The sequence below is a fragment of the Acinetobacter sp. SwsAc4 genome, assembly GCF_013391535.1.
Classification (GTDB): domain Bacteria; phylum Pseudomonadota; class Gammaproteobacteria; order Pseudomonadales; family Moraxellaceae; genus Acinetobacter.
Genome location: NZ_JACAXC010000007.1, coordinates 55,243 through 76,079, shown reverse-complemented (window position 1 = coordinate 76,079; position 20,837 = coordinate 55,243). Strand labels below are relative to the sequence as shown.

At 38.9% G+C, this 20,837-nt stretch carries 26 protein-coding genes, 4 tRNA genes, 1 pseudogene and 1 riboswitch; of the genes and pseudogenes, 18 read left to right on the top strand and 13 right to left on the bottom strand.

Annotated elements, in window-relative coordinates; all coding sequences use genetic code 11:
- Nucleotides 1–3: 3 nt before the first annotated feature.
- Entirely contained in the window at nt 4–1,287 is a 1,284-nt protein-coding gene (gene hemA, locus HYG88_RS05770) for a glutamyl-tRNA reductase (protein ID WP_178882750.1), read from the bottom strand.
- A 79-nt stretch (nt 1,288–1,366) separates the two neighbouring features.
- On the opposite strand from hemA, the gene HYG88_RS05765 reads away from it, so the two are divergent.
- The 12 genes from HYG88_RS05765 (at nt 1,367) to ribB (ending at nt 8,590) form a co-directional block, all read left to right on the top strand.
- Nucleotides 1,367–3,085 carry a tetratricopeptide repeat protein gene (locus tag HYG88_RS05765; protein WP_178882749.1) on the top strand — a complete coding sequence of 573 codons (1,719 nt, stop codon included), beginning with the start codon at nt 1,367–1,369 and terminating at the stop codon, nt 3,083–3,085.
- A gap of 4 nt (nt 3,086–3,089) precedes the next feature.
- A complete protein-coding gene (gene lolB / locus HYG88_RS05760) occupies nt 3,090–3,671 on the top strand; it encodes a lipoprotein insertase outer membrane protein LolB (protein ID WP_005158352.1) in 582 nt (193 codons plus the stop codon).
- 13 nt (nt 3,672–3,684) lie between these two features.
- Nucleotides 3,685–4,518: a 4-(cytidine 5'-diphospho)-2-C-methyl-D-erythritol kinase gene (gene ispE, locus HYG88_RS05755; protein WP_005158355.1), complete on the top strand. Its 834-nt coding sequence runs from the start codon at nt 3,685–3,687 to the stop codon at nt 4,516–4,518.
- Nucleotides 4,517–4,591 (top strand) — tRNA-Gln (locus tag HYG88_RS05750). The genes ispE and HYG88_RS05750 overlap by 2 nt, the downstream gene beginning before the upstream one ends.
- Before the next feature lie 25 nt (nt 4,592–4,616).
- A tRNA-Gln gene (locus HYG88_RS05745) sits at nt 4,617–4,691 on the top strand.
- A gap of 18 nt (nt 4,692–4,709) precedes the next feature.
- Nucleotides 4,710–4,784 (top strand) — tRNA-Gln (locus HYG88_RS05740).
- Between the two features lie 85 nt (nt 4,785–4,869).
- Nucleotides 4,870–4,944 (top strand) — tRNA-Gln (locus tag HYG88_RS05735).
- 37 nt (nt 4,945–4,981) lie between these two features.
- A complete protein-coding gene (locus tag HYG88_RS05730; RefSeq protein ID WP_004663520.1) occupies nt 4,982–5,935 on the top strand; it encodes a ribose-phosphate pyrophosphokinase in 954 nt (317 codons plus the stop codon).
- A gap of 97 nt (nt 5,936–6,032) precedes the next feature.
- Entirely contained in the window at nt 6,033–6,329 is a 297-nt protein-coding gene (rplY, locus tag HYG88_RS05725; protein ID WP_004663523.1) for a 50S ribosomal protein L25, read from the top strand.
- Nucleotides 6,330–6,348: 19 nt separating this feature from the next.
- Nucleotides 6,349–6,930 (top strand): aminoacyl-tRNA hydrolase, encoded by a 582-nt coding sequence (pth, locus tag HYG88_RS05720; protein WP_178882748.1) that lies wholly within the window; start codon nt 6,349–6,351, stop codon nt 6,928–6,930.
- A 146-nt stretch (nt 6,931–7,076) separates the two neighbouring features.
- On the top strand, nt 7,077–7,457 hold the full coding sequence (gene panD / locus HYG88_RS05715; protein ID WP_004655255.1) for an aspartate 1-decarboxylase: 381 nt from the start codon (nt 7,077–7,079) through the stop codon (nt 7,455–7,457).
- 219 nt (nt 7,458–7,676) lie between these two features.
- Nucleotides 7,677–7,832: riboswitch (FMN riboswitch) on the top strand.
- Between the two features lie 98 nt (nt 7,833–7,930).
- On the top strand, nt 7,931–8,590 hold the full coding sequence (gene ribB / locus HYG88_RS05710) for a 3,4-dihydroxy-2-butanone-4-phosphate synthase (RefSeq protein ID WP_087536789.1): 660 nt from the start codon (nt 7,931–7,933) through the stop codon (nt 8,588–8,590).
- A gap of 48 nt (nt 8,591–8,638) precedes the next feature.
- On the opposite strand, the gene HYG88_RS05705 is transcribed toward ribB, so the two are convergent.
- On the bottom strand, nt 8,639–9,313 hold the full coding sequence (locus tag HYG88_RS05705; RefSeq protein WP_178882747.1) for an HAD-IA family hydrolase: 675 nt from the start codon (nt 9,311–9,313) through the stop codon (nt 8,639–8,641).
- A gap of 93 nt (nt 9,314–9,406) precedes the next feature.
- On the opposite strand from HYG88_RS05705, the gene HYG88_RS05700 reads away from it, so the two are divergent.
- Nucleotides 9,407–10,174 (top strand): hydroxymethylpyrimidine/phosphomethylpyrimidine kinase, encoded by a 768-nt coding sequence (locus HYG88_RS05700; RefSeq protein ID WP_178882765.1) that lies wholly within the window; start codon nt 9,407–9,409, stop codon nt 10,172–10,174.
- A 57-nt stretch (nt 10,175–10,231) separates the two neighbouring features.
- On the opposite strand, the gene HYG88_RS05695 is transcribed toward HYG88_RS05700, so the two are convergent.
- Together HYG88_RS05695 and HYG88_RS05690 are read right to left on the bottom strand one after the other, a co-directional pair.
- Nucleotides 10,232–10,924 carry an SDR family oxidoreductase gene (locus HYG88_RS05695; protein WP_004676499.1) on the bottom strand — a complete coding sequence of 231 codons (693 nt, stop codon included), beginning with the start codon at nt 10,922–10,924 and terminating at the stop codon, nt 10,232–10,234.
- Between the two features lie 10 nt (nt 10,925–10,934).
- The gene (locus HYG88_RS05690) at nt 10,935–11,531 is read right to left on the bottom strand and encodes a glutathione S-transferase family protein (protein ID WP_004676497.1); all 597 of its coding nucleotides are present in this window, start codon (nt 11,529–11,531) and stop codon (nt 10,935–10,937) included.
- Nucleotides 11,532–11,607: 76 nt separating this feature from the next.
- Here HYG88_RS05690 and HYG88_RS05685 point away from each other — a divergent pair, with 76 nt between their 5' ends.
- The gene (locus HYG88_RS05685; RefSeq protein ID WP_004676494.1) at nt 11,608–12,150 is read left to right on the top strand and encodes a TetR/AcrR family transcriptional regulator; all 543 of its coding nucleotides are present in this window, start codon (nt 11,608–11,610) and stop codon (nt 12,148–12,150) included.
- Nucleotides 12,151–12,152: 2 nt separating this feature from the next.
- Here the strand turns inward: HYG88_RS05685 and HYG88_RS05680 are convergent, their stop codons facing one another.
- From HYG88_RS05680 to HYG88_RS05645, 8 genes are all read right to left on the bottom strand, one after another.
- On the bottom strand, nt 12,153–12,701 hold the full coding sequence (locus HYG88_RS05680) for a DUF5625 family protein (RefSeq protein ID WP_178882746.1): 549 nt from the start codon (nt 12,699–12,701) through the stop codon (nt 12,153–12,155).
- Nucleotides 12,702–12,796: 95 nt separating this feature from the next.
- Nucleotides 12,797–13,270, bottom strand: coding sequence for a peptidoglycan-binding protein LysM (gene lysM / locus HYG88_RS05675; RefSeq protein ID WP_004676490.1), 474 nt, complete (start codon nt 13,268–13,270; stop codon nt 12,797–12,799).
- Nucleotides 13,271–13,486: 216 nt separating this feature from the next.
- Nucleotides 13,487–13,729, bottom strand: a complete 243-nt coding sequence (gene acpP, locus HYG88_RS05670) for an acyl carrier protein (RefSeq protein WP_046740113.1) — start codon at nt 13,727–13,729, stop codon at nt 13,487–13,489.
- Between the two features lie 186 nt (nt 13,730–13,915).
- Complete coding sequence (acpP, locus tag HYG88_RS05665) at nt 13,916–14,152, bottom strand: acyl carrier protein (protein WP_004655272.1); 237 nt, start codon at nt 14,150–14,152, stop codon at nt 13,916–13,918.
- Between the two features lie 86 nt (nt 14,153–14,238).
- Nucleotides 14,239–14,973, bottom strand: coding sequence for a 3-oxoacyl-ACP reductase FabG (gene fabG / locus HYG88_RS05660; protein WP_178882745.1), 735 nt, complete (start codon nt 14,971–14,973; stop codon nt 14,239–14,241).
- Nucleotides 14,970–15,962: an ACP S-malonyltransferase gene (fabD, locus tag HYG88_RS05655; protein WP_087546979.1), complete on the bottom strand. Its 993-nt coding sequence runs from the start codon at nt 15,960–15,962 to the stop codon at nt 14,970–14,972. The genes fabG and fabD overlap by 4 nt, the downstream gene beginning before the upstream one ends.
- 196 nt (nt 15,963–16,158) lie before the next feature.
- Complete coding sequence (gene rpmF / locus HYG88_RS05650; RefSeq protein ID WP_004638135.1) at nt 16,159–16,344, bottom strand: 50S ribosomal protein L32; 186 nt, start codon at nt 16,342–16,344, stop codon at nt 16,159–16,161.
- Between the two features lie 78 nt (nt 16,345–16,422).
- Nucleotides 16,423–16,983, bottom strand: a complete 561-nt coding sequence (locus HYG88_RS05645; protein WP_004663562.1) for a DUF177 domain-containing protein — start codon at nt 16,981–16,983, stop codon at nt 16,423–16,425.
- Nucleotides 16,984–17,078: 95 nt separating this feature from the next.
- Here HYG88_RS05645 and HYG88_RS05640 point away from each other — a divergent pair, with 95 nt between their 5' ends.
- Together HYG88_RS05640 and HYG88_RS05635 are read left to right on the top strand one after the other, a co-directional pair.
- On the top strand, nt 17,079–17,741 hold the full coding sequence (locus tag HYG88_RS05640) for an elongation factor P hydroxylase (protein ID WP_005158418.1): 663 nt from the start codon (nt 17,079–17,081) through the stop codon (nt 17,739–17,741).
- Nucleotides 17,742–17,832: 91 nt separating this feature from the next.
- Entirely contained in the window at nt 17,833–18,450 is a 618-nt protein-coding gene (locus tag HYG88_RS05635; protein ID WP_087544727.1) for an L-threonylcarbamoyladenylate synthase, read from the top strand.
- Nucleotides 18,451–18,464: 14 nt separating this feature from the next.
- Here HYG88_RS05635 and HYG88_RS05630 read toward each other — a convergent pair.
- Nucleotides 18,465–19,181, bottom strand: a pseudogene (locus HYG88_RS05630) (GNAT family N-acetyltransferase).
- A 245-nt stretch (nt 19,182–19,426) separates the two neighbouring features.
- Between HYG88_RS05630 and HYG88_RS05625 the strand changes: the two are divergent.
- Together HYG88_RS05625 and scpB are read left to right on the top strand one after the other, a co-directional pair.
- The gene (locus HYG88_RS05625; protein ID WP_087544730.1) at nt 19,427–20,221 is read left to right on the top strand and encodes a ScpA family protein; all 795 of its coding nucleotides are present in this window, start codon (nt 19,427–19,429) and stop codon (nt 20,219–20,221) included.
- Nucleotides 20,218–20,817: an SMC-Scp complex subunit ScpB gene (gene scpB, locus HYG88_RS05620; RefSeq protein WP_004663573.1), complete on the top strand. Its 600-nt coding sequence runs from the start codon at nt 20,218–20,220 to the stop codon at nt 20,815–20,817. The genes HYG88_RS05625 and scpB overlap by 4 nt, the downstream gene beginning before the upstream one ends.
- The last annotated feature ends 20 nt before the right edge of the window (nt 20,818–20,837 follow it).

Below are 20,837 nucleotides of genomic sequence, written 5' to 3'. Positions count from 1 at the left end.
AAGTTACTGTCTCGGTTTACGCTCATGCTCAAACACATCCTTTAGATGTTGCTGTAACCATTCAAAATAATCTGGATTTTCAGCTTTAGCAGCTTCTCTTAATAAAATAGAAGTTGGATGCATAAGTTTCTGTGATAGGCGATGAGCAAACTCCTGCATCACCTGTTCTGCGGCATGACCATGTTGCAATAACTCTAATGCATGTGCCAACTCTTTTTGGCTGACTTCTTCACTGTGCTGACGATAAGCTTGAATGGTACTACTCGCCTCTTTCACTTTTTGTTGGGTCATCAATTGAGTAGCCAATTGATTCACCATGATTTCAGCCTCAACAGCCGCCTGACGACGTTGCGCTAAATTTTCATCAATCACACTTTGTAAATCATCCACACCATATAAATATACGTTATCTAATGATTCAACTTTCGGATCAATATCACGTGGAACAGCCAAATCGACCATCAACATTTGCTGATAGCGACGCTTTTTAAGTGCGGCTTTAACATCTGAATATTGAATAACTTGATGTAAACTTCCTGTACAGCTCGAGACAACATCTGCTCTATATAAATTCTGGGCAAGTTCAGCAAAAGGAATAATTTCAACCTCAACTTGGTGAGCAATTTCTTGTGCCAGTAAATCAGCACGCTCACGGCTACGGTTACAAATTAGAATTTTTGCCACCCCCATTTCCGCTAAATGCTTAGCAACCAAACTATTCATTTCACCTGCGGCAACTACCATAACCGTTAACTTTTCAGGGCGACTAAAGACTTGCAATGCTAACTGAGCAACTGCATAACCCATTGAAACAGCATGGCTACCTACAGAGGTTTCTGAACGAACACGTTTCGCTGCATAAAAAGCATATTCAAAAACACTATTTAGTTCAGGCGACACAGTTTGTGCGTCTTTAGATAAAGCCAAAGCACTTTTGACTTGCCCTAAAATTTGTGGCTCACCCAACATCAAAGAGTCTAAACCACTTGCAACACGCATCAAATGTGTAACAGCTTGGGCATTTTCGTAACGATAAACATGATGAATTAACTGTTTTACATCAATATTATTCACTTGGGCTAACCAAGTCAGAACACTATCAGCATCTTCTGTCATGGCATAAACTTCAGTGCGATTACAAGTTGATACAACAACTAAATCATTCAAAGCTGAATGTTTATTTTGTTCAAGCAATAGCGCAGCTAATCGCTCTGCATTGAAAGCGATTTGTTCACGAAGTTCAACAGAAGCTGTTTGATGGTTGACACCCAATGCAAAGAAAGACATATCAGATCATCATTTCGCTAAATTTATGTTATTGTGCAACATCGGTGTCATAAAAAGCATTACTTTGGATCAATAAAAATTGCGTCAGCTATATCGCCGTACCCTTTTTAGCGGCAAGACGATTCGACGGTATTCTACCACAATCTTGTTGTTAGGTAGCATGAGCTCGTATGTCTCTGCACAAGCAATACACGACATGTATGCAGATAAAAGCTTTGACAACGCATTACAACAAAGTATGGTTGCTGAATTCTCTCTTGCTTATGATGATATTGCAACTGCATTACACAATTATACAGTGCTGGCAATTCGAAGTAATTCAACCACAATCAAACAGCGTGCTTTAGATGTCGCCTTAGAATATAACGATTTTCAATCTGCATTAGATATTGCAACACATTGGGTAGAACAAGAACCCAAAGATGTTCCTGCTTTATTTTACTTATCACATATTGCCCTGAAAACTCATGAATATGAATTGGCAGCTAAAACATTAGATAAGATCTTAAATATTGACCCAACTGCTGATCTCGAACAAATTTTGGCAGGGATTGCACCCGAACAAGCACAAGATCGTGAAATTTTATTAAATGCCTTACGTACCAGTAAAGAACGTGAAAACCCATCTATCTTGGCTTTAATCGCTGGATTAGAAGCGCAAGATGGCTTATATGAGCAAGCATTAAATAATATCAATAAAGCCTTACGTAAACGTTCAAAATCGACCAGTTTCATTCTGATGAAAGCCAATCTATTAATGGCTTTACGCGACGATGCTGAAACACAAAAGTGGTTTGCACAAGCCAGTCGAAAAAATAAAAGCAATATTGATATACGATTAGCTGAAGCTCGCTATTACATTCAAATCAATCAACAACAGCAAGCATTAGATAAGCTTGAAAGTATTATCAAAGATTATCCAAAAACTGAAGAAGCCTTATTTATTGCCGGCTTAACCAGTATTGATTTAAAACAATACGAAAAAGCTGAACAATATTTAGTTGAATTGCGTTCTTCAGCAAAATATCAGAATGAAGCTTATTACTATCTTGCAATCAATGCACAGCGCAAACAACATTATGAAACCGCAAAAGCATATTATCGGCTCGTGGATGGCAGCTTATATATTGTGTCTCGACGCAATATGGTCACTATTTTCGAAAAGCAAGGGCAATTAAATGATGCTTTACGCTTTCTGACACAAGAACGGGTGAATTATCCACAACATGCAAGTTTCCTCTATCAAGCTCAAGCTGATATTTTAAAAAAGATGGATAATAAAAAAGCAGCTTTAGTATTGCTAGATGAAGCGATTAAGAGCTTACCCGATGATCCTGAACTGATTTATGCAGAAGTATTATTGCTGGATCCTTATACCGATCGGGATAAATTAGATAAAACTTTGAAGCAACTTTTAATTATTGAACCCAATAGCCCGACCTATTTAAACGCTTATGCCTATACCTTAGCATTGCAAAATCGTCGCCTAAAAGAAGCGCGCAAATATGCAGAACTAGCGCTCAACTTTGCACCTGAACAAGCCTCTATTCTTGATACATTGGGCTATATCGCTTTTCTACAAAATGATTTTGATACCGCAACCAAAGTCTTGGGACAAGCCTATTCAATTAGCCAAAATATCAATATTGGAGTTCGCTATGCTAAAGCGCTGTATATGCAAGGCGCACTCACACAATTTAGTGAGGTGTTACAGCAATTGAAACAAAAACATGCAAATGCCCCACAATTACAACAACTTGATAGCTTAATCTTACCTATCACTGTAAAAAAGAGTTAAATACATGCGCTTGTTTTCAAAATTATGTGTCGCGATATGTAGCAGTAGTGTCCTAGTATTAACAGGCTGCCAACATCTAAGCCAACCAAATAAGATAATTGCTTCACCACAAGTGCAAGATGAAAATAACTTTAGCTTACAAGGTAAAATAGGTGTACGTACACCACAACAGTCTGGCAGTGCTTTTTTTACATGGGTTCAACAACAAGATCAATTTGATATTGAACTGACTGGAATTTTAGGTGTTGGGAAAACCCAAATTGAAGGCAAACCAGGTCAAGTCACCTTAAATAGCGCCAAAACAGGTCTGATTACGGCAGCTACACCTGAAGAGTTATTAGAAAAAGCAACAGGTTGGCAGGCACCGATTATGCACCTTGCCTACTGGGTACAAGCGAAGCCTGCGACACAAAATGCTCAAGCGAGCAAAGACGAACAAAATCGCTTGAAACAGCTCATTGAAGATGGCTGGACTGTTGATTTCAGCTATAACGATAAGCAAATCCTTCCAAATAAACTTTTGTTGAAGCAAGCACTTGCTGACGATAAAGAAAACCGTATTACAATGGTGATTCAAAACCGATAGATTAGATTCTTTTATGATTAGAGTACCTTCCCCTGCTAAATTGAATTTATTTCTGCACATCACTGGTCGTAGAGACAATGGTTATCATGAATTACAAACTATTTTTCAACTGATTGATTTATATGATTGGATGACTTTTGAGCCAATTGCGGATGGAATGATTCATATTGAAGGCTTAAATGAGGTTACTCTTGAACAAAACTTAATCTATCGTGCAGCACAATTACTCAAACCCCATGCAAAAGAACCATGTGGGTTAAATATTCAAATCGAGAAAAATATTCCGATGGGTGCTGGTCTTGGCGGCGGTTCATCTAATGCAGCCACTACACTCATTGTACTCAATCAACTGTGGCAATGCGGTTTAAATGAACAGCAATTAGCTGATTATGGTGTGCAACTGGGTGCAGATGTGCCTATCTTTATTTTTGGTCGAAATGCATGGGCAGAAGGCATAGGTGAACATTTATCATTCATAGACTTAGCTCAAAAACAATTCATAATTTTAAAACCTGATTGTTTTATCAGCACTCAAGCACTTTTTTCACAAAAAACATTGACAAGAGATTCTAAGATCACTACATTTTGCGCCTATCAGTTAGAACCTTCTAGCTTTGGAAATAACTTCGAACCTCTGGCTCGACAGTTATACCCTGAAGTTGAAGAAGCGATGCAATATTTAGATCAATTTGGTCTAGCAAAGCTTACAGGTACAGGTGCTTGTGTTTTTACTGAAGTAACCAGTGAAATGGATACGAAGAAGATTTTGCAAAACGCACCTTGTAAAGCTTACTTGGTCAACAGTTTAGCAGAATCACCTTTAAGACATTTCAAAGTTACACGTTAGGGGCGTCGCCAAGTGGTAAGGCAGCGGGTTTTGATCTCGCCATCCGTTGGTTCGAATCCAGCCGCCCCTGCCAATTTTCACCTGTAGATGTATGTAATAGGGGCGTCGCCAAGTGGTAAGGCAGCGGGTTTTGATCTCGCCATCCGTTGGTTCGAATCCAGCCGCCCCTGCCATTACATATCATCAAATTTAGGGGCGTCGCCAAGTGGTAAGGCAGCGGGTTTTGATCTCGCCATCCGTTGGTTCGAATCCAGCCGCCCCTGCCATATCTTTAGACAGACTTGTTTTATATTGATACCTGTTCAATCATATTGACATTATCATGCAAAACGATTAAAGTTCTGCCGCATTAGGGGCGTCGCCAAGTGGTAAGGCAGCGGGTTTTGATCTCGCCATCCGTTGGTTCGAATCCAGCCGCCCCTGCCATCCAAATTCATTATAAGCCAACCGCCAAGGGTGCTTCATGCCCAATCTTGTCGTTTTTAGTGGAAGTGCTCATCCACATTTCGCCCAAAAAGTCGTAAGCCATTTACATATCCCTCTCGGTGCTGCTTCTGTAAGTAAGTTTTCTGATGGTGAAATTTCAGTTGAAATTACTGAAAATGTTCGTGGTAAAGACGTTTTTATCGTTCAATCTACTTGTGCGCCTACCAACGATAACCTGATGGAAATCTTGGTCATGGCTGATGCTTTGCGTCGTGCAAGTGCTGGTCGTATCACTGCAGTCATTCCGTATTTCGGTTATGCACGTCAAGATCGTCGTCCACGTTCTGCTCGTGTTCCAATTACTGCAAAAGTTGTTGCAGACATGCTGACAACTGTAGGTATTGACCGTGTGGTAATGATCGACTTACACGCAGACCAAATTCAAGGTTTCTTCGATATCCCAGTTGATAACATCTATGGTACGCCAGCGTTGTTAGCTGATTTACGTCAACAACAACATGACAACTTAATGGTTGTATCTCCTGACGTAGGTGGTGTTGTTCGTGCACGTGCTGTTGCAAAACAGTTAGGCGATATCGATTTAGCTATCATTGATAAACGTCGCCAAAAAGCAAATGAGTCACAAGTGATGCATTTGATTGGTGATGTAAAAGATCGTGACTGTGTCATTGTTGATGACATGGTCGATACAGCAGGTACGCTTTGCAAAGCTGCGGATGCACTGAAACAATTTGGTGCTCGTCGAGTGATTGCTTATGCGACTCACCCTGTTTTATCAGGTAAAGCGATTGATAACCTTCGTAACTCTGTTATTGATGAACTCGTTGTTACTGACACGATTCCTCTTTCAGATGAAGCAGCAAACTTAGGTAAAATTCGCCAAGTTTCTGTTGCAAGCATGGTTGCTGAAACAATTCGTCGTATCAATAACGAAGAATCTATTAGCGCTATGTTCGATAGTTATCTATAATAGCCCAGCTTTTTTTCTTAAACCCTAGCTCGCTAGGGTTTTTCTATCACTAAACTGGTCGCAAGTTTAGTTACTCAAACTTAATGAGGATATGCCCATGGCAAACTTCGTATTAAACGCTCAAGCACGTGAAGTAGCACAACAAGGGAAAGGTTCGAGCCGCCGCCTTCGCCACGCTGCTCAAATCCCAGCAATCATCTATGGTGGTAGCGCTGAGCCTGTAGCTGTTACTTTAGAGCTTCGTGAAATCGTTAAAGCTTTAGAAAACAATGCTTTCTTTGAAGAAGTTATCGAAATCAAAATCGGTGATAAAGTTGAAAACGTTAAAATCCAAGCGTTACAACGTCACCCAGCTAAAAACACACCTATGCACGCTGACTTCAAACGCGCATAAGTGTTAAAGGCGTAAATTAGTGTCAAATATTTCGCTAATTGTTGGTTTGGGTAATCCTGGTAAGGAATATGCCCAAACCCGCCATAATGCAGGTTTCTGGTTCGTAGAACAGCTTGCAGATCGTTATGGTATTTCTTTAAAGGCTGATCCAAAATTTCATGGATACAGCGGTCGTGGTCAAGTTTATGGTCATGACGTACGTTTACTCTTACCTACCACTTTCATGAACCGTTCTGGTCAAAGTGTCGTACCATTTGCCAAATTTTATCAAGTTGCGCCTGAAGCAATTCTTGTTGCTCATGATGAACTCGATATGGATCCTGGTATTATTCGTTTAAAATCAGGTGGTGGACATGGCGGACATAATGGTCTTCGCGACATCGTTCCACATATTGGTGCTAATTTCCATCGCTTACGTATAGGAATTGGACATCCTGGTTCTAAAGAACGTGTTTCTGGTCATGTGCTTGGCAAAGCTCCTAGCAGTGAACAAGCTTTAATGGATGCTGCGATTGATCATGCTTTATCAAAAGTGAAAATGCTTGTCGATGGACAAGTTTCACAGGCAATGAATCAAATTAATGCATACAAACCCGCTTAAATTTAAACTGAATTGTTGATCAATCACGCTTGCCATATTGCATTTTTAAGCGCAAAATGCGCATCAAACCGCCTATCGCCAGCGGGAAACGTGACAAGTCAACCAATAAGATATTCATCTTAGGTCTTACTCAGGAGACGCTAGCCATGCTATCTCGTTTATTAAAATGTAAAATTCACCGTGCAGTTGTCACTCATGCAGAACTTCATTATGAAGGTTCTTGTGCAATTGATGGTGTATTAATGGACTTAGCAGGGATTCGTGAATACGAAGAAATCCACGTATGGAACGTAACCAACGGCAAACGCTTCACAACTTATGCAATTCGTGGTGAAGATGACTCAGGTATTATTTCAGTGAATGGTGGCGCAGCACACCAAGCTGATGTCGGTGATTTAGTCATTATTGCAACTTTTGGTGATTTCACTGAAGTAGAAGCCAACCTTCACAAACCACGTTTGGTTTATGCAAATCCGGACAATACAGTCAATCACACGGCAAACTGTATTCCTGTACAAATTGCATAAATATTTAAAAAATTTCTAAAAAGCCAGTCAATGTGAACTGGCTTTTTTTATGGCTAGGTCGATACTAAGTGCTGAATAGAACTCATCAAAACAATTCAAAAACAATGACTTCTCCACGACAAAACCGAAACTTCATTTGCTTAAATTCATATTTCAATAGAACGATCCATTTCATAAATAGTTCCCTTTCCTCTCAAAAAACTAGCTATAATCAAAGCACATCGCTTCAGGGCGGGGTGTAATTCCCCACCGGTGGTAAGTTGGGCCTTGCAATCAAGTGACCTAATCAGCCCACGAGCCTGTATATATTTATATACTCGCAGATTTGGTGAGAGACCAAAGCCGACGGTATAGTCCGGATGAAAGAAGACGAAACCACTGAAATACGCTTTTCGCGTTGTTTTGGTGTACGCTTATTTTTTACATCAGTCCTGAAATGTTCAACCGTATCCTATTTACGAGAGCGTTTCATTATGTCGAGTTTAATTCAACCCGAACTTTTCTTTTCAGCCCTTTCCCCTGCTGAACAACGTATTCAACAAGCTTTAGAAGACATCCGCCAAGGCAAACCAGTATTGGTAATGGATGATTTCGATCGTGAAAATGAAGCTGATCTTATTATTGCTGCTGAAACACTCACTGTCGAAACCATGGCACGAATGATTCGTGATGGTTCTGGTATTGTGTGCTTATGTCTGACAGAAGAGTTGGCCGATCATCTAGCACTCCCACCAATGGTGGTCGACAATTCTAGCCAATTTAAAACAGCATTCACGGTAACGATCGAAGCTGCACAAGGTGTGACCACTGGTGTTTCTGCTAAAGATCGCGTAACAACAATTTTAGCTGCCACTAAAGATGGTGCTATTGCAAGTGACCTCAGTCGACCAGGTCATGTGTTCCCATTACGTGCACGTAATGGTGGCGTATTAACTCGCAGAGGACATACTGAAGGAACAATAGATTTAGCCCGTTTGGCTGGTTTAAAACCTTCTGGCGTATTATGTGAATTGACTAATCCTGATGGCTCTATGGCATCAGGTATTCAAGTTCTAGCTTATGCTCAGACACATGGCCTTACCGTGATTAGTATCGAAGAATTGGTTCAATATCGCTTAAAACATAATATTTAATGAAACAAAAAAGCCTCGATCATTCGAGGCTTTTTATTGCGTTCATGATTATGATACTTTTCGTTCTAAATTCAGTTGATTCACCGTATTAAGCAATTGGCTAAATTGTGCGATTTGAGCAATCGGTTGTACTTGAGCGAGTTCTTCTGCTGTGCCGTAACCATAATTTACAGCAATGGTTTCAATACCATGGGCACGTGCACCAATCACATCATATTGTCGGTCTCCCACCATAATGCATTGCTGCGCATCCAATTGCTCTTTTTCAAGAATATAAGCTATTAGATCTACTTTATTGGTACGTTCACCTGTTAATTCACTGCCATACATTTCAGTAAAAAATTGATCCAAACCAAAATGGGCAAGGATACGTTTCGCATAAACTGTTGGCTTCGCCGTCGCTAAAAATAATCGATAACCTTGTAGTTGTAACTGTTGCAACGTTTCTACCACTGTTGCATAAACTTCATTTTCAAATAAACCAGTCACTGAAAAACGCTCACGATAAGCAAGTAACGCTTGTTCAGCAAAATCATCATCCTGAGTATTTAATAACTTTGCCAAAGAAGCTTTCAACGGAGGTCCAATCGTCCAATCTAAATCAACTCCATCCGCTAAAGGGTGGCCCAGTTTTTCTAAAGCATAACGAATTGAGCGATGAATACCCGCTTTAGGGTCAGTTAAAGTCCCATCTAAATCAATCAGAATATTTTTGATCGTCATTCGTTCAATCTCTTAAAGCCTTACATAACATAGTCGAGAGTTTCTCGAAACTCCCATATACTAGCTTAAATGAGAGAATAAAAGGAAATGGCTGTGCGTCCTACCGTACTATGTTTTTCAGGTTTAGATCCATCAGGTGGTGCTGGCTTACAAGCAGATATTGAGGCAATTGGGCAAAGTGGCGCACATGCAGCCATTGCCTGCACAGCATTGACCATTCAAAACTCGCAACAAGTGTTTGGTTTTGAAGCCACTTCAAAAGAGTTACTACTTGCTCAAGCAAATGCAGTAGTGGGTGATTTACCGATTAAATGTGTAAAATCAGGCATGCTGGGTACAACCGATAATATTGCTGCATTGGCTGAGTTTTTACGTCAACACCCAGATTATCAATATGTACTCGATCCAGTATTAGTCGCGAATAGTGGGGGTTCACTCGGTGATCAAGCAACATTAGTTAAAGCATTTGTTGAGTTAATTCCCTTAGCCACAGTCATTACCCCAAATACAGTTGAATTAAGAGCATTAACAGGTATTGATGATATTGAGCAAGCCACTCAAAAATTATTTGAGATGGGCGCAAAAGCTGTACTAGTGAAAGGTGGACATGAAGATACACCTGATCATATCCGTAACGTCCTCTATGCTGATGGCAAAATGATTGCTGAAAGTATCTGTCCTCGTTTAGAGGGTCAATATCATGGTTCAGGTTGTTCTTTGGCAAGTTTTATTGCAGGGCGTTTAGCCTTAGGTGATTCACTTAAAATTGCTGTCCAATATGCTGAAACGTGGTTATTTGGTGTATTAAAACAAGCTGAGACCCCTGTACTCAATGGGCAAAAGATTCCAAAGCGGTTTTAAAACTTAAATAATAATGAATAGAAATACATATATTTCTATTCATTTATTCAACATGATCTAACGACAATTCACACCATTATTCAAATCAAATACCTCACCACTTAAACAATTTGGAGCTGCTTGCGCCAGCCAAAAAACTGTTTCTGCAATTTCTTGTGTTTGGCAAAATTGCTGATTTAAAGTCGCTTCTTTTAACCGCTTTTGTCTTTCAATAGGAATCTTTTGCATCATCCGTGTTTCAACAGGGCCAGGTGCGAGACTAAAGGTTTGAATATTATGCTGGGCATGACTACGAGCCAAACTACGCATCCCATTAATTAGCCCCGCTTTTGAAATGCCATACCAGATATCAGGATGCCCAATTTGCCCAGCAATGGATGCCATACTAATAATGCGTCCAAATTTCTGATTTTTAAAAATATTCTCCGCCACATCGATACTCAACTGCATCGTATGAATCAGATTTATATTCATAATTTTTTGCATTTCTTCCCACGTATATGAAGCGGCTGTAAATGTATTCATATAGCCTGCATTATTAATCAGCACATCAAACTGCCCAATCTGCTGAATCACCTTTTCAATTTGATCATATTGCAACATATCCGCTTGCCAATGATGCAAATGAAGATGTGAATATTGTGGAGTATGTCGAGAAATATTATGTACCTCATAATTCTCATCCAAGAATTTTTGAGCAATCGCTTGCCCTATTCCTTGACTTGCTCCAGTAATCAATACTTTTTTCATGCCTAACCTATTATTCATCTAATTCAATAAAACGAGGCAATTGTTGAAAACTTGTTAACCAAGCCTGAACATATGGATATGGGGCTAATTCTATTTTTCCTTGATGCGCTAAAGCGATGTAAGGATAACAAGCAATATCTGCAATCGTGGCTGATTCACCAACCAACCAATTTCTTGTTTTCAAATGTTGATTTACAATTGCTAATGATGCATGTGACATTACAGTCGCATTTTCGATATCAATATTTGGTTTTTTAATCAGATGAAATGCTCGTGCTGCCGATAAAGTAGAAGCAATTCTTTGATTGGCAAAAAATAACCACTCTAAAACATGTGTCATTGCAATTGTTTCTTGAGGAAACCAAAGCTGATGAGCATCATATGTTCTAGCGAGATAGCACAAGATTGCTTGAGAATCATGGATATGCCTCCCCTGATCTTCTAGCACAGGAATCTGCCCTAAAGGATTCAGTTTTAGAAAATGTTCTGTCTTTTGCTCTTGGTCAGCTAAATTTATAGAGACTTTTTCGTAGTCTAAATTCAGAAATGAAAGTAATAATCTGATTTTGTAACAATTTCCTGAGATTACAGTATTATAAAGTTTCATTGTCATCTTCTTTTGTGGTTATATAATTTTAATGTACCGAACGATCGGTACAAAATCAAGTGGTATGAGTAATTTTATGGATAAACCGACTTTAATTCGATCTTTATTAAGTATTTTCAGAGAATATGGCTATGAAGGTGCTTCTTTATCCAAAATTTCTGAACGAACAGGTCTAGGTAAAGCCAGTTTGTATCATCACTTTCCAAATGGAAAACAACAAATGGCACAAGATGTTTTGAGCTATTTAGAACAATGGCGCGAAGATCATATTTTTATTCACCTACAAAGCAACGCATCACCTATTGAACGTTTAGAAGCTCTGACCTATTCATTAAAGCAAGTTTATGAAAATGGCCATGTAGCGTGTATTTTGGCAGTTTTAACCTTAAGTGAAGCGCACCAAATCTTTTTGCCTCAAATTCAACCCGTATTTACAAGACTGATTGAAAGTATCTCTGTCGTTTTACAAGATGCGGGAATATCAGAAGAACAAGCTTTCGAGCGAGCACAAGATACTGTGATACGTATTCAAGGATCTTTAATCCTATCTAGAGCATTACAAAGTCCAAAACCTTTTTTACAATTAATGGATAAGCTGCCTAAACAATTATTATCTTAAGATTATTTACCACCATTACTTGCATTTAAGCTTAATGTTGTTTTGACATTTTTTAATTGATTATGTGGTTGTAAATTAACAACTTCAATCACATAAAGATCTTGAGATAAAGGAATCCAGCCAATACTTCTGTAACTTTTATTTTTACCATCATGTCCTGTTGAGCATAAAGACTGAAATTGCTGATTAAAAACAATTTTATGATTTTTTGATTTTCTTACAATAACCTGCAAGGTTATTGGTTGACCTAATTCTTTTCTCTTCTCTACAGGGATGTTGTTATATTTTATAGTCCCATCACAATATTGGTTAAAAGTATTTCCAACAACAAGATCATCAACTCGCTTTTGTGCTGATTCAAATTCAACAGTTAGGCTTAAGTGGTAAGACTTTGGTACATTTACCTTAAATTCAGTAGTTGCTAATGCTCCTGTATGAGTTAAATCAATCGGCAGATTTGAAAATAATGGAGGAAATACACAAAGATCTGTCATCCACATTGCCACACTTAAAACGGGCTTTTGACATAAAGCATAAGTAAATGAATTCATTTTTTTAATGTTTTAGTAATTTCAATTTTATAGATTTTATCTTTTATTTTTAAATAAAAAAGGCGCAATACGCGCCTCTTCTGTCACATTACAATTTATTCAGGGATACGTAAAACTTGTCCAGGAAAAATATCGTCCGCATTTTTGAGTAATGGTCTATTCGCTTCAAAAATTTTATTGTATTGGTTTGGATCGCCATAATATTCTTTAGAAATCTTTGATAAATTATCACCTGATTTTACGGTATAAAATTTACTTTCTGGTTCAGGTACCTCAACCGTCATCTGATCATCGACCTGAGCAACGTGATCAATATTACCAACGGCAAGAACTATCTTTTCTTTATCTGCTTGGCTTTTGACTTGTCCTTTAATGATGGCTGTATCGGTATTTCCATTGTAGGTTACTGATAAACCTTCAATACCAAGACCTAAACTTTTAATCAAACCTAATAATTTATTGGCAATCTCTTGAGCTGAAGGCTCAACAGGTGTGGCTGGAGCAGGCTGAGGTTCTGCTGGTGCTGTATTTTTTTTACCGATGCCTTTAACAAAATCAAAAAGACCCATTTTTTATTTCCTCTGTAATTATTGATTAAGCATAGTCAAAACAGACTTACAATTAGTTATACCGAAAAAATAAAGCATGCGAGTTTCAATTTAACGAGGTCTTGTAAATATATGTATATGCAATAAAACTAATTTTAAGGTTTCACATTTATATATTTTTTAAATATAAAAAGCCACCTTACGGCGGCTTTCAATTCGTTCAAAACTTGAAGCAATTTAAGCATTTTCTCCCACAATATTGGTCATATAATCAATTGCAGATTGAACGGTAACAATTTTCTCAGCCTCTTCGTAAGGAATTTGAATACCAAACTCTCCTTCCAAAGCCATAATAAGTTCAACTACAGCCAATGAATCAGCGCCTAAATCATCTGTAAAGGATGCATTTGGTAAAACATCTTCTTCATTTACACGAAGTTGCTCAATAATGATCTCTTTAATACGGTTTGCTATATTCATAAAATTCCCTTTTGTTGTTATGGTTTAATACATTATTTTAAATAGCATAAAATTTATACACTCAAATAAATTATTTTCATATTTATAGTTTATTTTTTTTGTAAGATATTTTTACATCTATTCATATGAAAAGTTGAACATATAAAAAAGCCACCGAAAAAGGTGGCTTTTAATCATGTGATATGATTAACCAAGTTTTTTGGTTACATAATCAATTGCAGATTGAACAGTCGTGATTTCATTAGAATCTTCGTCTGGAATCGTGATATCAAAATCATTTTCGAAAGACATTACAAGTTCAACCAGATCCAAAGAGTCAGCACCTAAATCATCCATGAAAGATGCTTCATTCTTGATCTCTTCAGCACGCATACCTAATTGTTCAGCTACAGCTTGTTTGATGCGTTGTTCGATATCGCTCACAGGAATTCTCCTCATTGCTTGTGGCGTTTTGATTTGCCACTAGTTTAATTGAATATAAAAACTTTTAAAAGTTTATACATCGCCAGTTAGGCCATGTATAGACCACCATTTACGTGTAAAACTGTACCAGTAATGTAACTAGCCTTATCGCTAGCCAGGAAACTCACTGCATCAGCAATATCTTGAGGTTCACCTAGACGACTTAAAGCTACTTGATCAGTCATTTTTTTACGAATATCTTCGCTTAACTGATCAGTCATTTCAGTGGCAATGAAACCAGGTGCAACACTGTTCACTGTAATCTGACGACTCCCCATCTCTTTGGCTAAGCTACGACTGAATGCTTCAATCCCTGCTTTTGCTGCTGAGTAGTTCGCCTGTCCAGGGTTCGCAAAATGTGCAACCACTGAACTAATGTTAATAATGCGGCCAAAACGTGCTTTGGTCATACCTTTCAATACGCGTTTAGACAAACGGTATACGGCTTTCAGATGAATATTGAGAATATCGTCCCAATCATCTTCCGACATACGAAGCAACAAGTTATCTTTGGTAATGCCTGCGTTGTTCACCAAGATCAGTACTGAACCATATTTTTGTTCAATATCTGATACAAGTGCATCAATCGCTGCACCATCACGAACATCGAGTACAGCACCTGCCCCATGTTCAGCAAATCTTTCTGTCAGTTTTTGCGCGCCTGATTCAGAGGTCGCGGTGCCTACCACAAAAAAACCGTCTTGAATGAGTTGCTGTGCAATTGCTGCGCCAATTCCTCGGCTAGCCCCTGTCACCAACGCAACTTTTCGTTGTTGTGTCATGCAATTTTTCCTTCTGCCACTAACACTGCGTTTAGGGCATCTTCCATACGTGCTTTGCTATCAATCGCAAATGCTTTTTCTATGTTGGGTAATCGCTTGGCAAGATTACTGAGTACTGTACCTGGTCCACATTCAACCACATACTGCACACCTTCATCTTGCAGATATTGCATGGTACGTGTCCATTGAACTGACTGATATAACTGAGCCGTCAATGCCTGACGTAATTGAGCAACATCTGTCGCGATTTCCGCGTTGACATTTTGTATTACAGGAAGGTGGGGTAGCTCAATGGCAGTTTGTTCCAAAGCTTCAGCAAACTTTTCTGCTGCTGGTTTCATTAAGGTACAATGTGACGGAACAGAAACAGGCAATGCAATCGCTTTACCAGATTGCTCTTTCGCTTCAGCCATGACTTGCTGAACCAAAGCTGTACTGCCTGCAATCACCACCTGACCTTGCGCATTATAATTCGCCGCTTCAACCGAACCTTGGCCTGCCGCAGATGCATTCACTTTTTGGCAAAGCTCGATCACTTTCTCATCGGCTAAACCAAGAATTGCAGCCATTGCGCCTGTACCTTGAGGAACAGCACTCTGCATCAATTTTCCGCGTAAATGGACTAATTTAACCGCGTCAGCTAGAGTCATTGCCTCTGCTGCAACAAGCGCACTATATTCTCCCAAAGAATGTCCAGCCAAGTATTTCGGTGCTATACCCCCTAACTCTAACCATACACGCCATAAGGCAATACTTGCTGTTAGCAAAACTGGTTGAGTATTTTCAGTTTGATCTAAACCCTCACCACTTTGGGCAATCTGCCAAAGATCAAAACCAAGTGCTGCTGATGCTTCTGCAAAGGTATCTCGAACGACACTAAACTGCTCTGCAAGCTCAGCCAGCATCCCTACTTTTTGTGAACCCTGACCAGGAAAAACAAATGCTGTTTTTGTTGCTTGAGCAGCCTGCTCAAGTCGCTTAGTCGACATATAAAAATCCTTAAAATGGTCTATCGCCAGTTTTATCAACACTCATGATTCTACATGAGAATGACAACAGACTCTTTTCCGATGCGGCAATTTACCATTGATTAAATCGTTTTTTAATTGCGAAAAACAACAAAAAAGGGAGCTTTCGCTCCCATTTTTTTATACTTTAAGCTAACGCTTAATGCATATAACTCAATTATTCAGCATCAGCTGCTTTAGCGAATAATTGACGACCACGGTAAATACCGTCTTTAGTCACGTGGTGACGACGATGAGTTTCACCAGTAGTTTGGTCTACAGATAATGCATTCTCGGTTAAAGCGTCATGTGAACGGCGCATGTCACGGCGAGAGCGACTTTTACGGTTTTGCTGAACGGCCATGATGGCTCCTTACAAAGATCGAAAAATGGATCAGAACAAATTCAGTTGTCTTAACTCAACATGATAACACAAATTGTGTTATGAGTTAAGTTTGCCTTTCAAACTTGCCAAAACATCAAACGGGTTATCCCGCTTTTCTTCGACAACGTCCTGAACGACAGGTTGATGTTTATGCTCACAAACATCATGTTTGGGAGACAAAGGCATCAACAATAACAATTCATCTTCTAGTAATGCGAGTAAATCAATCGAAGCAGGTGTATCAATACTCCCTTTTTTCGACGATTCACTTTCACCTAAAACGATGAAATCAGCATCCTCATCCAATCGCTCTATCAGTGACTCATCATCAATTAAAGCTAAATGAAATTCTGAGACTAATTCAATTTCAACAGATCCCAAACAACGTTGGCATTCCATTGGAACTTTAGTATCAATATGTCCATCTAACCATACAATGCGATGATAGGCATCCATTGATAGCTTACAGTCTATGTTGATCAATTGATCATCAATTGAACCAACAGCTTCTCGAGCAATACGAGCAAAGCGAGACAATGGCAGTGTTCCTGACCATGTATAGCCCTGTTCAGCCCATTTAAATGGCTCGATTTGGCTTGGAAAAGTATTTGCTGACATAATTAAGGCGGCAATTCTACAAATTCATCGGTACTCTGTCAAAGATTAAGATACAATTTTGCACTTCTTTAGACAGAACTCGTGGTAACACAGCAATGCATCTGTTGCAGCCGCAACTTGAAGTAACAACTTCATCACTTGTTAGCCCCCATTCAATCACTGCTCCTATGTTAACACCAGATCAAGTGCAACGCTCATCTTGGAAAACGTTAACAACAGAACCAGAACAGGTTGATTGGCTTATTTTACACTTTAATCACTGGTTTTCCCACCATAATGTCATGCTTGTTAAAGGTGATTTTGAACCAGAATATTTCCCAGCGATAAATCAACAGCCTGCAAAAATCCAATTTGCACATGGTTTCTTTAACAGTGCCTTGCATGAAATTAGTCATTGGAGTATTTCAGGTGAAAAACGTCGCCTTTTACCTGATTTAGGTTATTGGTATGCACCCGATGGTCGTACTGCAGAACAGCAAGCTTTATTTGAACAAGTTGAAATTAAGCCTCAAGCCATTGAATGGTTATTTGCAACAGCCTTTGGTCGAAAGTTTCGTGTCTCTTTAGATAACCTAACCGGTGATAGCGGCAATGGGACACAATTTAAAGATAATGTTTTTGCTCAAGTACAACGTTATTTTTCAGGTGAAGCCACTTTGCCACGAGATGCTGCACTTTTTATTCACTATATCTGTGTTTGTACCCGTAATGAATTACCATTACAACTAAATGAATTTAAACGTGAATTACTTGATTGAATGACAAAATTAACACATCTAGGACTTGCATCTTTACTAGAACAAGTTTCATACTTAATTCAGCCATAAAGATCAGGGAGTTACAATAATAATGTTACATTTACATATTCATCCTGAAAATCCACAGGCTCGCTTAATCACTCAGGCGGTTGAACGTATTCGTGCGGGTGATGTGGTGGTTTATCCAACTGATGCAGCCTATGCGATTGGTTGTCAGATTGGGAATAAAAGTGCGATGGAGCGAATAGCTCAGATTCGTGGCTTAGGTCCTAAACATCAATATGCAATTATGTGTTGTGATTTATCTGATATTGCAACTTATGCAAAAGTCGATAATGCGATGTACAGACTGTTAAAAGCCAATACCCCTGCTATTACCACATTTATTTTACCTGCTACCAGTGAAGTGCCAAAACGCTTAATGCACCCAAAGAAAAAAACAATTGGTCTGCGTATTCCAAGTAATCCTGTTGCACAAGCTTTATTACAAGAACTTGGCGAACCGTTACTCACCAGTACATTGATCTTGCCTGATCAAAAAGATCCGCTTGATGATCCTTATGATATTGAAAATCAGCTCGGTAAACGCATTGATGTGTTTATTGACAGCGGCTTCGGTACCTTGTCCACCACCAGTATCGTGGATTTATCTGGAGAAAATCCTGTGATTGTTCGCCGTGGCGTTGGCGATGTCAGTGCTTTTGAATAAGCACTGATCCTTATTCAATCAAAAAAATCAGACAACTTCTGTTTCTGAATACCCTGCCAATCAAAATTGTCTGGGTTTAACCATTGTTGATAAGCATTTTTTAATTCCGACCACTCATCATCAACAATCGAAAACCATGCAGTATTTCGATTTCGTCCTTTTATGATCCGATCTTGGCGAAATATGCCTTCATACTGAAAACCGAAGCGTAAAGCGGCAGCTTTAGACGGGGCATTACAATCATCACATTTCCATTCAACACGTCTAAAACCATCTGCAAAACATTGTTCTAGCAGTAAGAAAATTGTTTCAGTTGACGCCTTTGATTTTTTCATTTTATGTGAAAAATAAACATTACCAATCTCAATCACGCCATGCCCAAGCCTCGGATTTAACAATGCAACCCAACCTTGTATCTCTTCAGCAACTTAAATTAGAAAATGAGTGGAATCTTTAAAGCCGAATAAGTTGTCTAATGAATCTTTTAAACTATGTTGGCTATGTGGGGCAGAATATGGCAGATAAGTCCAGCATTGTTCATCGGGTTCTGTGGATACCGCTTCCCATAACTGCCCTGCCGCCTGATCTGTTATGCCATCAGCTACATCAACCAACTGAACGTATTGTCCAAATATATTTCCCTGCACGGGTGAAGCTGTCACATTTTCTTCAAGCGAAAAACCTATGGTTTGTCCGAACTGATTCTGTTGTGTTTTTAAATAATTTTTCATGGTGACTTATAATTTAGAAATGCGATGTTTAATGACCGATTTAAGCATAAGATTTTTATATCATCCATATTCGCTTGTATAAGTATAGAAAATACCCTGAGAACTTTAAGGTTTTTGTAAGTGAGTAATTTATTAAATGAAGGATTTCGATTAGAATAGGCTTGCTTGTAGCATGTGTCACTTTCTTGAACACAAAAAAATCATCCTTTCATGCTTTTGAAAATTCGCGTGGCTTATAAACGGTAATGAATCAAATTCTTCCTTCGACCTTGGAATTAATTCCTTCTATTCGTGTGCTTGACGAGTGGCAAGAAGTCATACCTGAAGATTTGTACATTCCACCTGCGGCATTTGAAATTTTACTGGAGCAGTTTGAAGGGCCATTAGACTTTCTGATTTATTTGATTCAGAAAAATGGCTTTGATCTTTTACAGTTAGATATTTCACCAATTGCAACCCAGTATTTATCCTATATGGATAGTATGAAGTCTTTGAATATCGAATTAACTGCTGATTATATGGTGATGGCAGCATTACTCGCTGATTTGAAATCACGATTATTGCTTCCAAAACCAACTCTAGTTGATCAATTTGAAAAAGATCCTAAACAAGAATTGATTGATCGTTTAGAAACATACCTCCGTATTAAGCAAGCAGCTGAACGATTGGGGCAAATGCCAATCTTTGAAAGAGATACTTTTAGTGCCAATGTAAGTCTTGGACATATTGCTCCAATTTATGAAGGTTATGATGTCGATGCCTTACGTGATGCACTATTTTGTGTGTTTAATCGTCCAGAACCGATCACACATATTGTTGCGCAGGAACCAGTGCTGCTCGAAGAACGTATAGCATTTATTGAAGGTCAACTTGCATCAGGTCAAGCATTAAGTTTTATGGAATTATTAAATCCTATGCAAGGTCGTATGGGCATGGTGGTGACTTTTATGGCAGTGCTTGAACTCACACGCCAGCAAAAAATTCAAATCATCCATACAGGTATTGAAGCTCCTTTAACAGTTCAAGGCATTGCAGCATGAGTTTAGATCCATTTGACACCAATGAAGGAATGTCACTTGAAGATATTCATCACGATGTCTTATTACAGATTGAAGCAATTTTGTTCGCTAGTGACTCGCCAGTTTCACTTGCACGATTAAAAGAAGCATTTCAAAACCAATATAATAAACAACAATTACGTCATTTTTTACAGCAACTTGCGATGTTGCAACATGGCCGTTCAATTGAGTTAATTGAGACGGCTCAAGGGTTCCGCTTTCAGGTGCGAGCAAAGTATCGCAATATTATTGCGCAGGTTTGGCCTGAACGCCCAACCAAGTTGTCACCCTCGTTGCTCGAAACAGTCGCCGTGATTGCGTACCATCAGCCTGTTACACGTGCTGATATTGAACAGATTCGTGGTGTATCGAATAATAGTCAGATCTTGAGAAACTTATTTGACTGGAACTGGATCAAAGAATCTGGTTTTAGAGATTTACCTGGAAGACCTGCGTTGTTAGTCACAACGCCCCAATTTTTAAATGCATTTGGTTTAGCTTCGCTAGGTCAATTGCCTCCCCTGCAGAACGCCAAGGAAGCATTCATGACACTCGATGCACATGCACCGAAGTCTTGAGAGGTGAACTGTTGATCATT

What these genes read in the sequence shown, in the direction of transcription:
- HYG88_RS05685 (WP_004676494.1), top strand. Translation starts at nt 11,608, where the DNA reads ATGGATAAACCGACTTTAATTCGATCTTTATTAAGTATTTTCAGAGAA.
- ribB (WP_087536789.1), top strand. Translation starts at nt 7,931, where the DNA reads ATGTCGAGTTTAATTCAACCCGAACTTTTCTTTTCAGCCCTTTCCCCT.
- HYG88_RS05690 (WP_004676497.1), bottom strand. Translation starts at nt 11,531, where the DNA reads ATGAAACTTTATAATACTGTAATCTCAGGAAATTGTTACAAAATCAGA.
- lolB (WP_005158352.1), top strand. Translation starts at nt 3,090, where the DNA reads ATGCGCTTGTTTTCAAAATTATGTGTCGCGATATGTAGCAGTAGTGTC.
- HYG88_RS05635 (WP_087544727.1), top strand. Translation starts at nt 17,833, where the DNA reads ATGTTACATTTACATATTCATCCTGAAAATCCACAGGCTCGCTTAATC.
- HYG88_RS05645 (WP_004663562.1), bottom strand. Translation starts at nt 16,983, where the DNA reads ATGTCAGCAAATACTTTTCCAAGCCAAATCGAGCCATTTAAATGGGCT.
- lysM (WP_004676490.1), bottom strand. Translation starts at nt 13,270, where the DNA reads ATGGGTCTTTTTGATTTTGTTAAAGGCATCGGTAAAAAAAATACAGCA.
- HYG88_RS05680 (WP_178882746.1), bottom strand. Translation starts at nt 12,701, where the DNA reads ATGAATTCATTTACTTATGCTTTATGTCAAAAGCCCGTTTTAAGTGTG.
- HYG88_RS05640 (WP_005158418.1), top strand. Translation starts at nt 17,079, where the DNA reads ATGCATCTGTTGCAGCCGCAACTTGAAGTAACAACTTCATCACTTGTT.
- rpmF (WP_004638135.1), bottom strand. Translation starts at nt 16,344, where the DNA reads ATGGCCGTTCAGCAAAACCGTAAAAGTCGCTCTCGCCGTGACATGCGC.
- HYG88_RS05625 (WP_087544730.1), top strand. Translation starts at nt 19,427, where the DNA reads ATGAATCAAATTCTTCCTTCGACCTTGGAATTAATTCCTTCTATTCGT.
- HYG88_RS05730 (WP_004663520.1), top strand. Translation starts at nt 4,982, where the DNA reads ATGCCCAATCTTGTCGTTTTTAGTGGAAGTGCTCATCCACATTTCGCC.
- HYG88_RS05695 (WP_004676499.1), bottom strand. Translation starts at nt 10,924, where the DNA reads ATGAAAAAAGTATTGATTACTGGAGCAAGTCAAGGAATAGGGCAAGCG.
- fabG (WP_178882745.1), bottom strand. Translation starts at nt 14,973, where the DNA reads ATGACACAACAACGAAAAGTTGCGTTGGTGACAGGGGCTAGCCGAGGA.
- acpP (WP_046740113.1), bottom strand. Translation starts at nt 13,729, where the DNA reads ATGAATATAGCAAACCGTATTAAAGAGATCATTATTGAGCAACTTCGT.
- fabD (WP_087546979.1), bottom strand. Translation starts at nt 15,962, where the DNA reads ATGTCGACTAAGCGACTTGAGCAGGCTGCTCAAGCAACAAAAACAGCA.
- panD (WP_004655255.1), top strand. Translation starts at nt 7,077, where the DNA reads ATGCTATCTCGTTTATTAAAATGTAAAATTCACCGTGCAGTTGTCACT.
- ispE (WP_005158355.1), top strand. Translation starts at nt 3,685, where the DNA reads ATGATTAGAGTACCTTCCCCTGCTAAATTGAATTTATTTCTGCACATC.
- hemA (WP_178882750.1), bottom strand. Translation starts at nt 1,287, where the DNA reads ATGTCTTTCTTTGCATTGGGTGTCAACCATCAAACAGCTTCTGTTGAA.
- HYG88_RS05705 (WP_178882747.1), bottom strand. Translation starts at nt 9,313, where the DNA reads ATGACGATCAAAAATATTCTGATTGATTTAGATGGGACTTTAACTGAC.
- scpB (WP_004663573.1), top strand. Translation starts at nt 20,218, where the DNA reads ATGAGTTTAGATCCATTTGACACCAATGAAGGAATGTCACTTGAAGAT.
- rplY (WP_004663523.1), top strand. Translation starts at nt 6,033, where the DNA reads ATGGCAAACTTCGTATTAAACGCTCAAGCACGTGAAGTAGCACAACAA.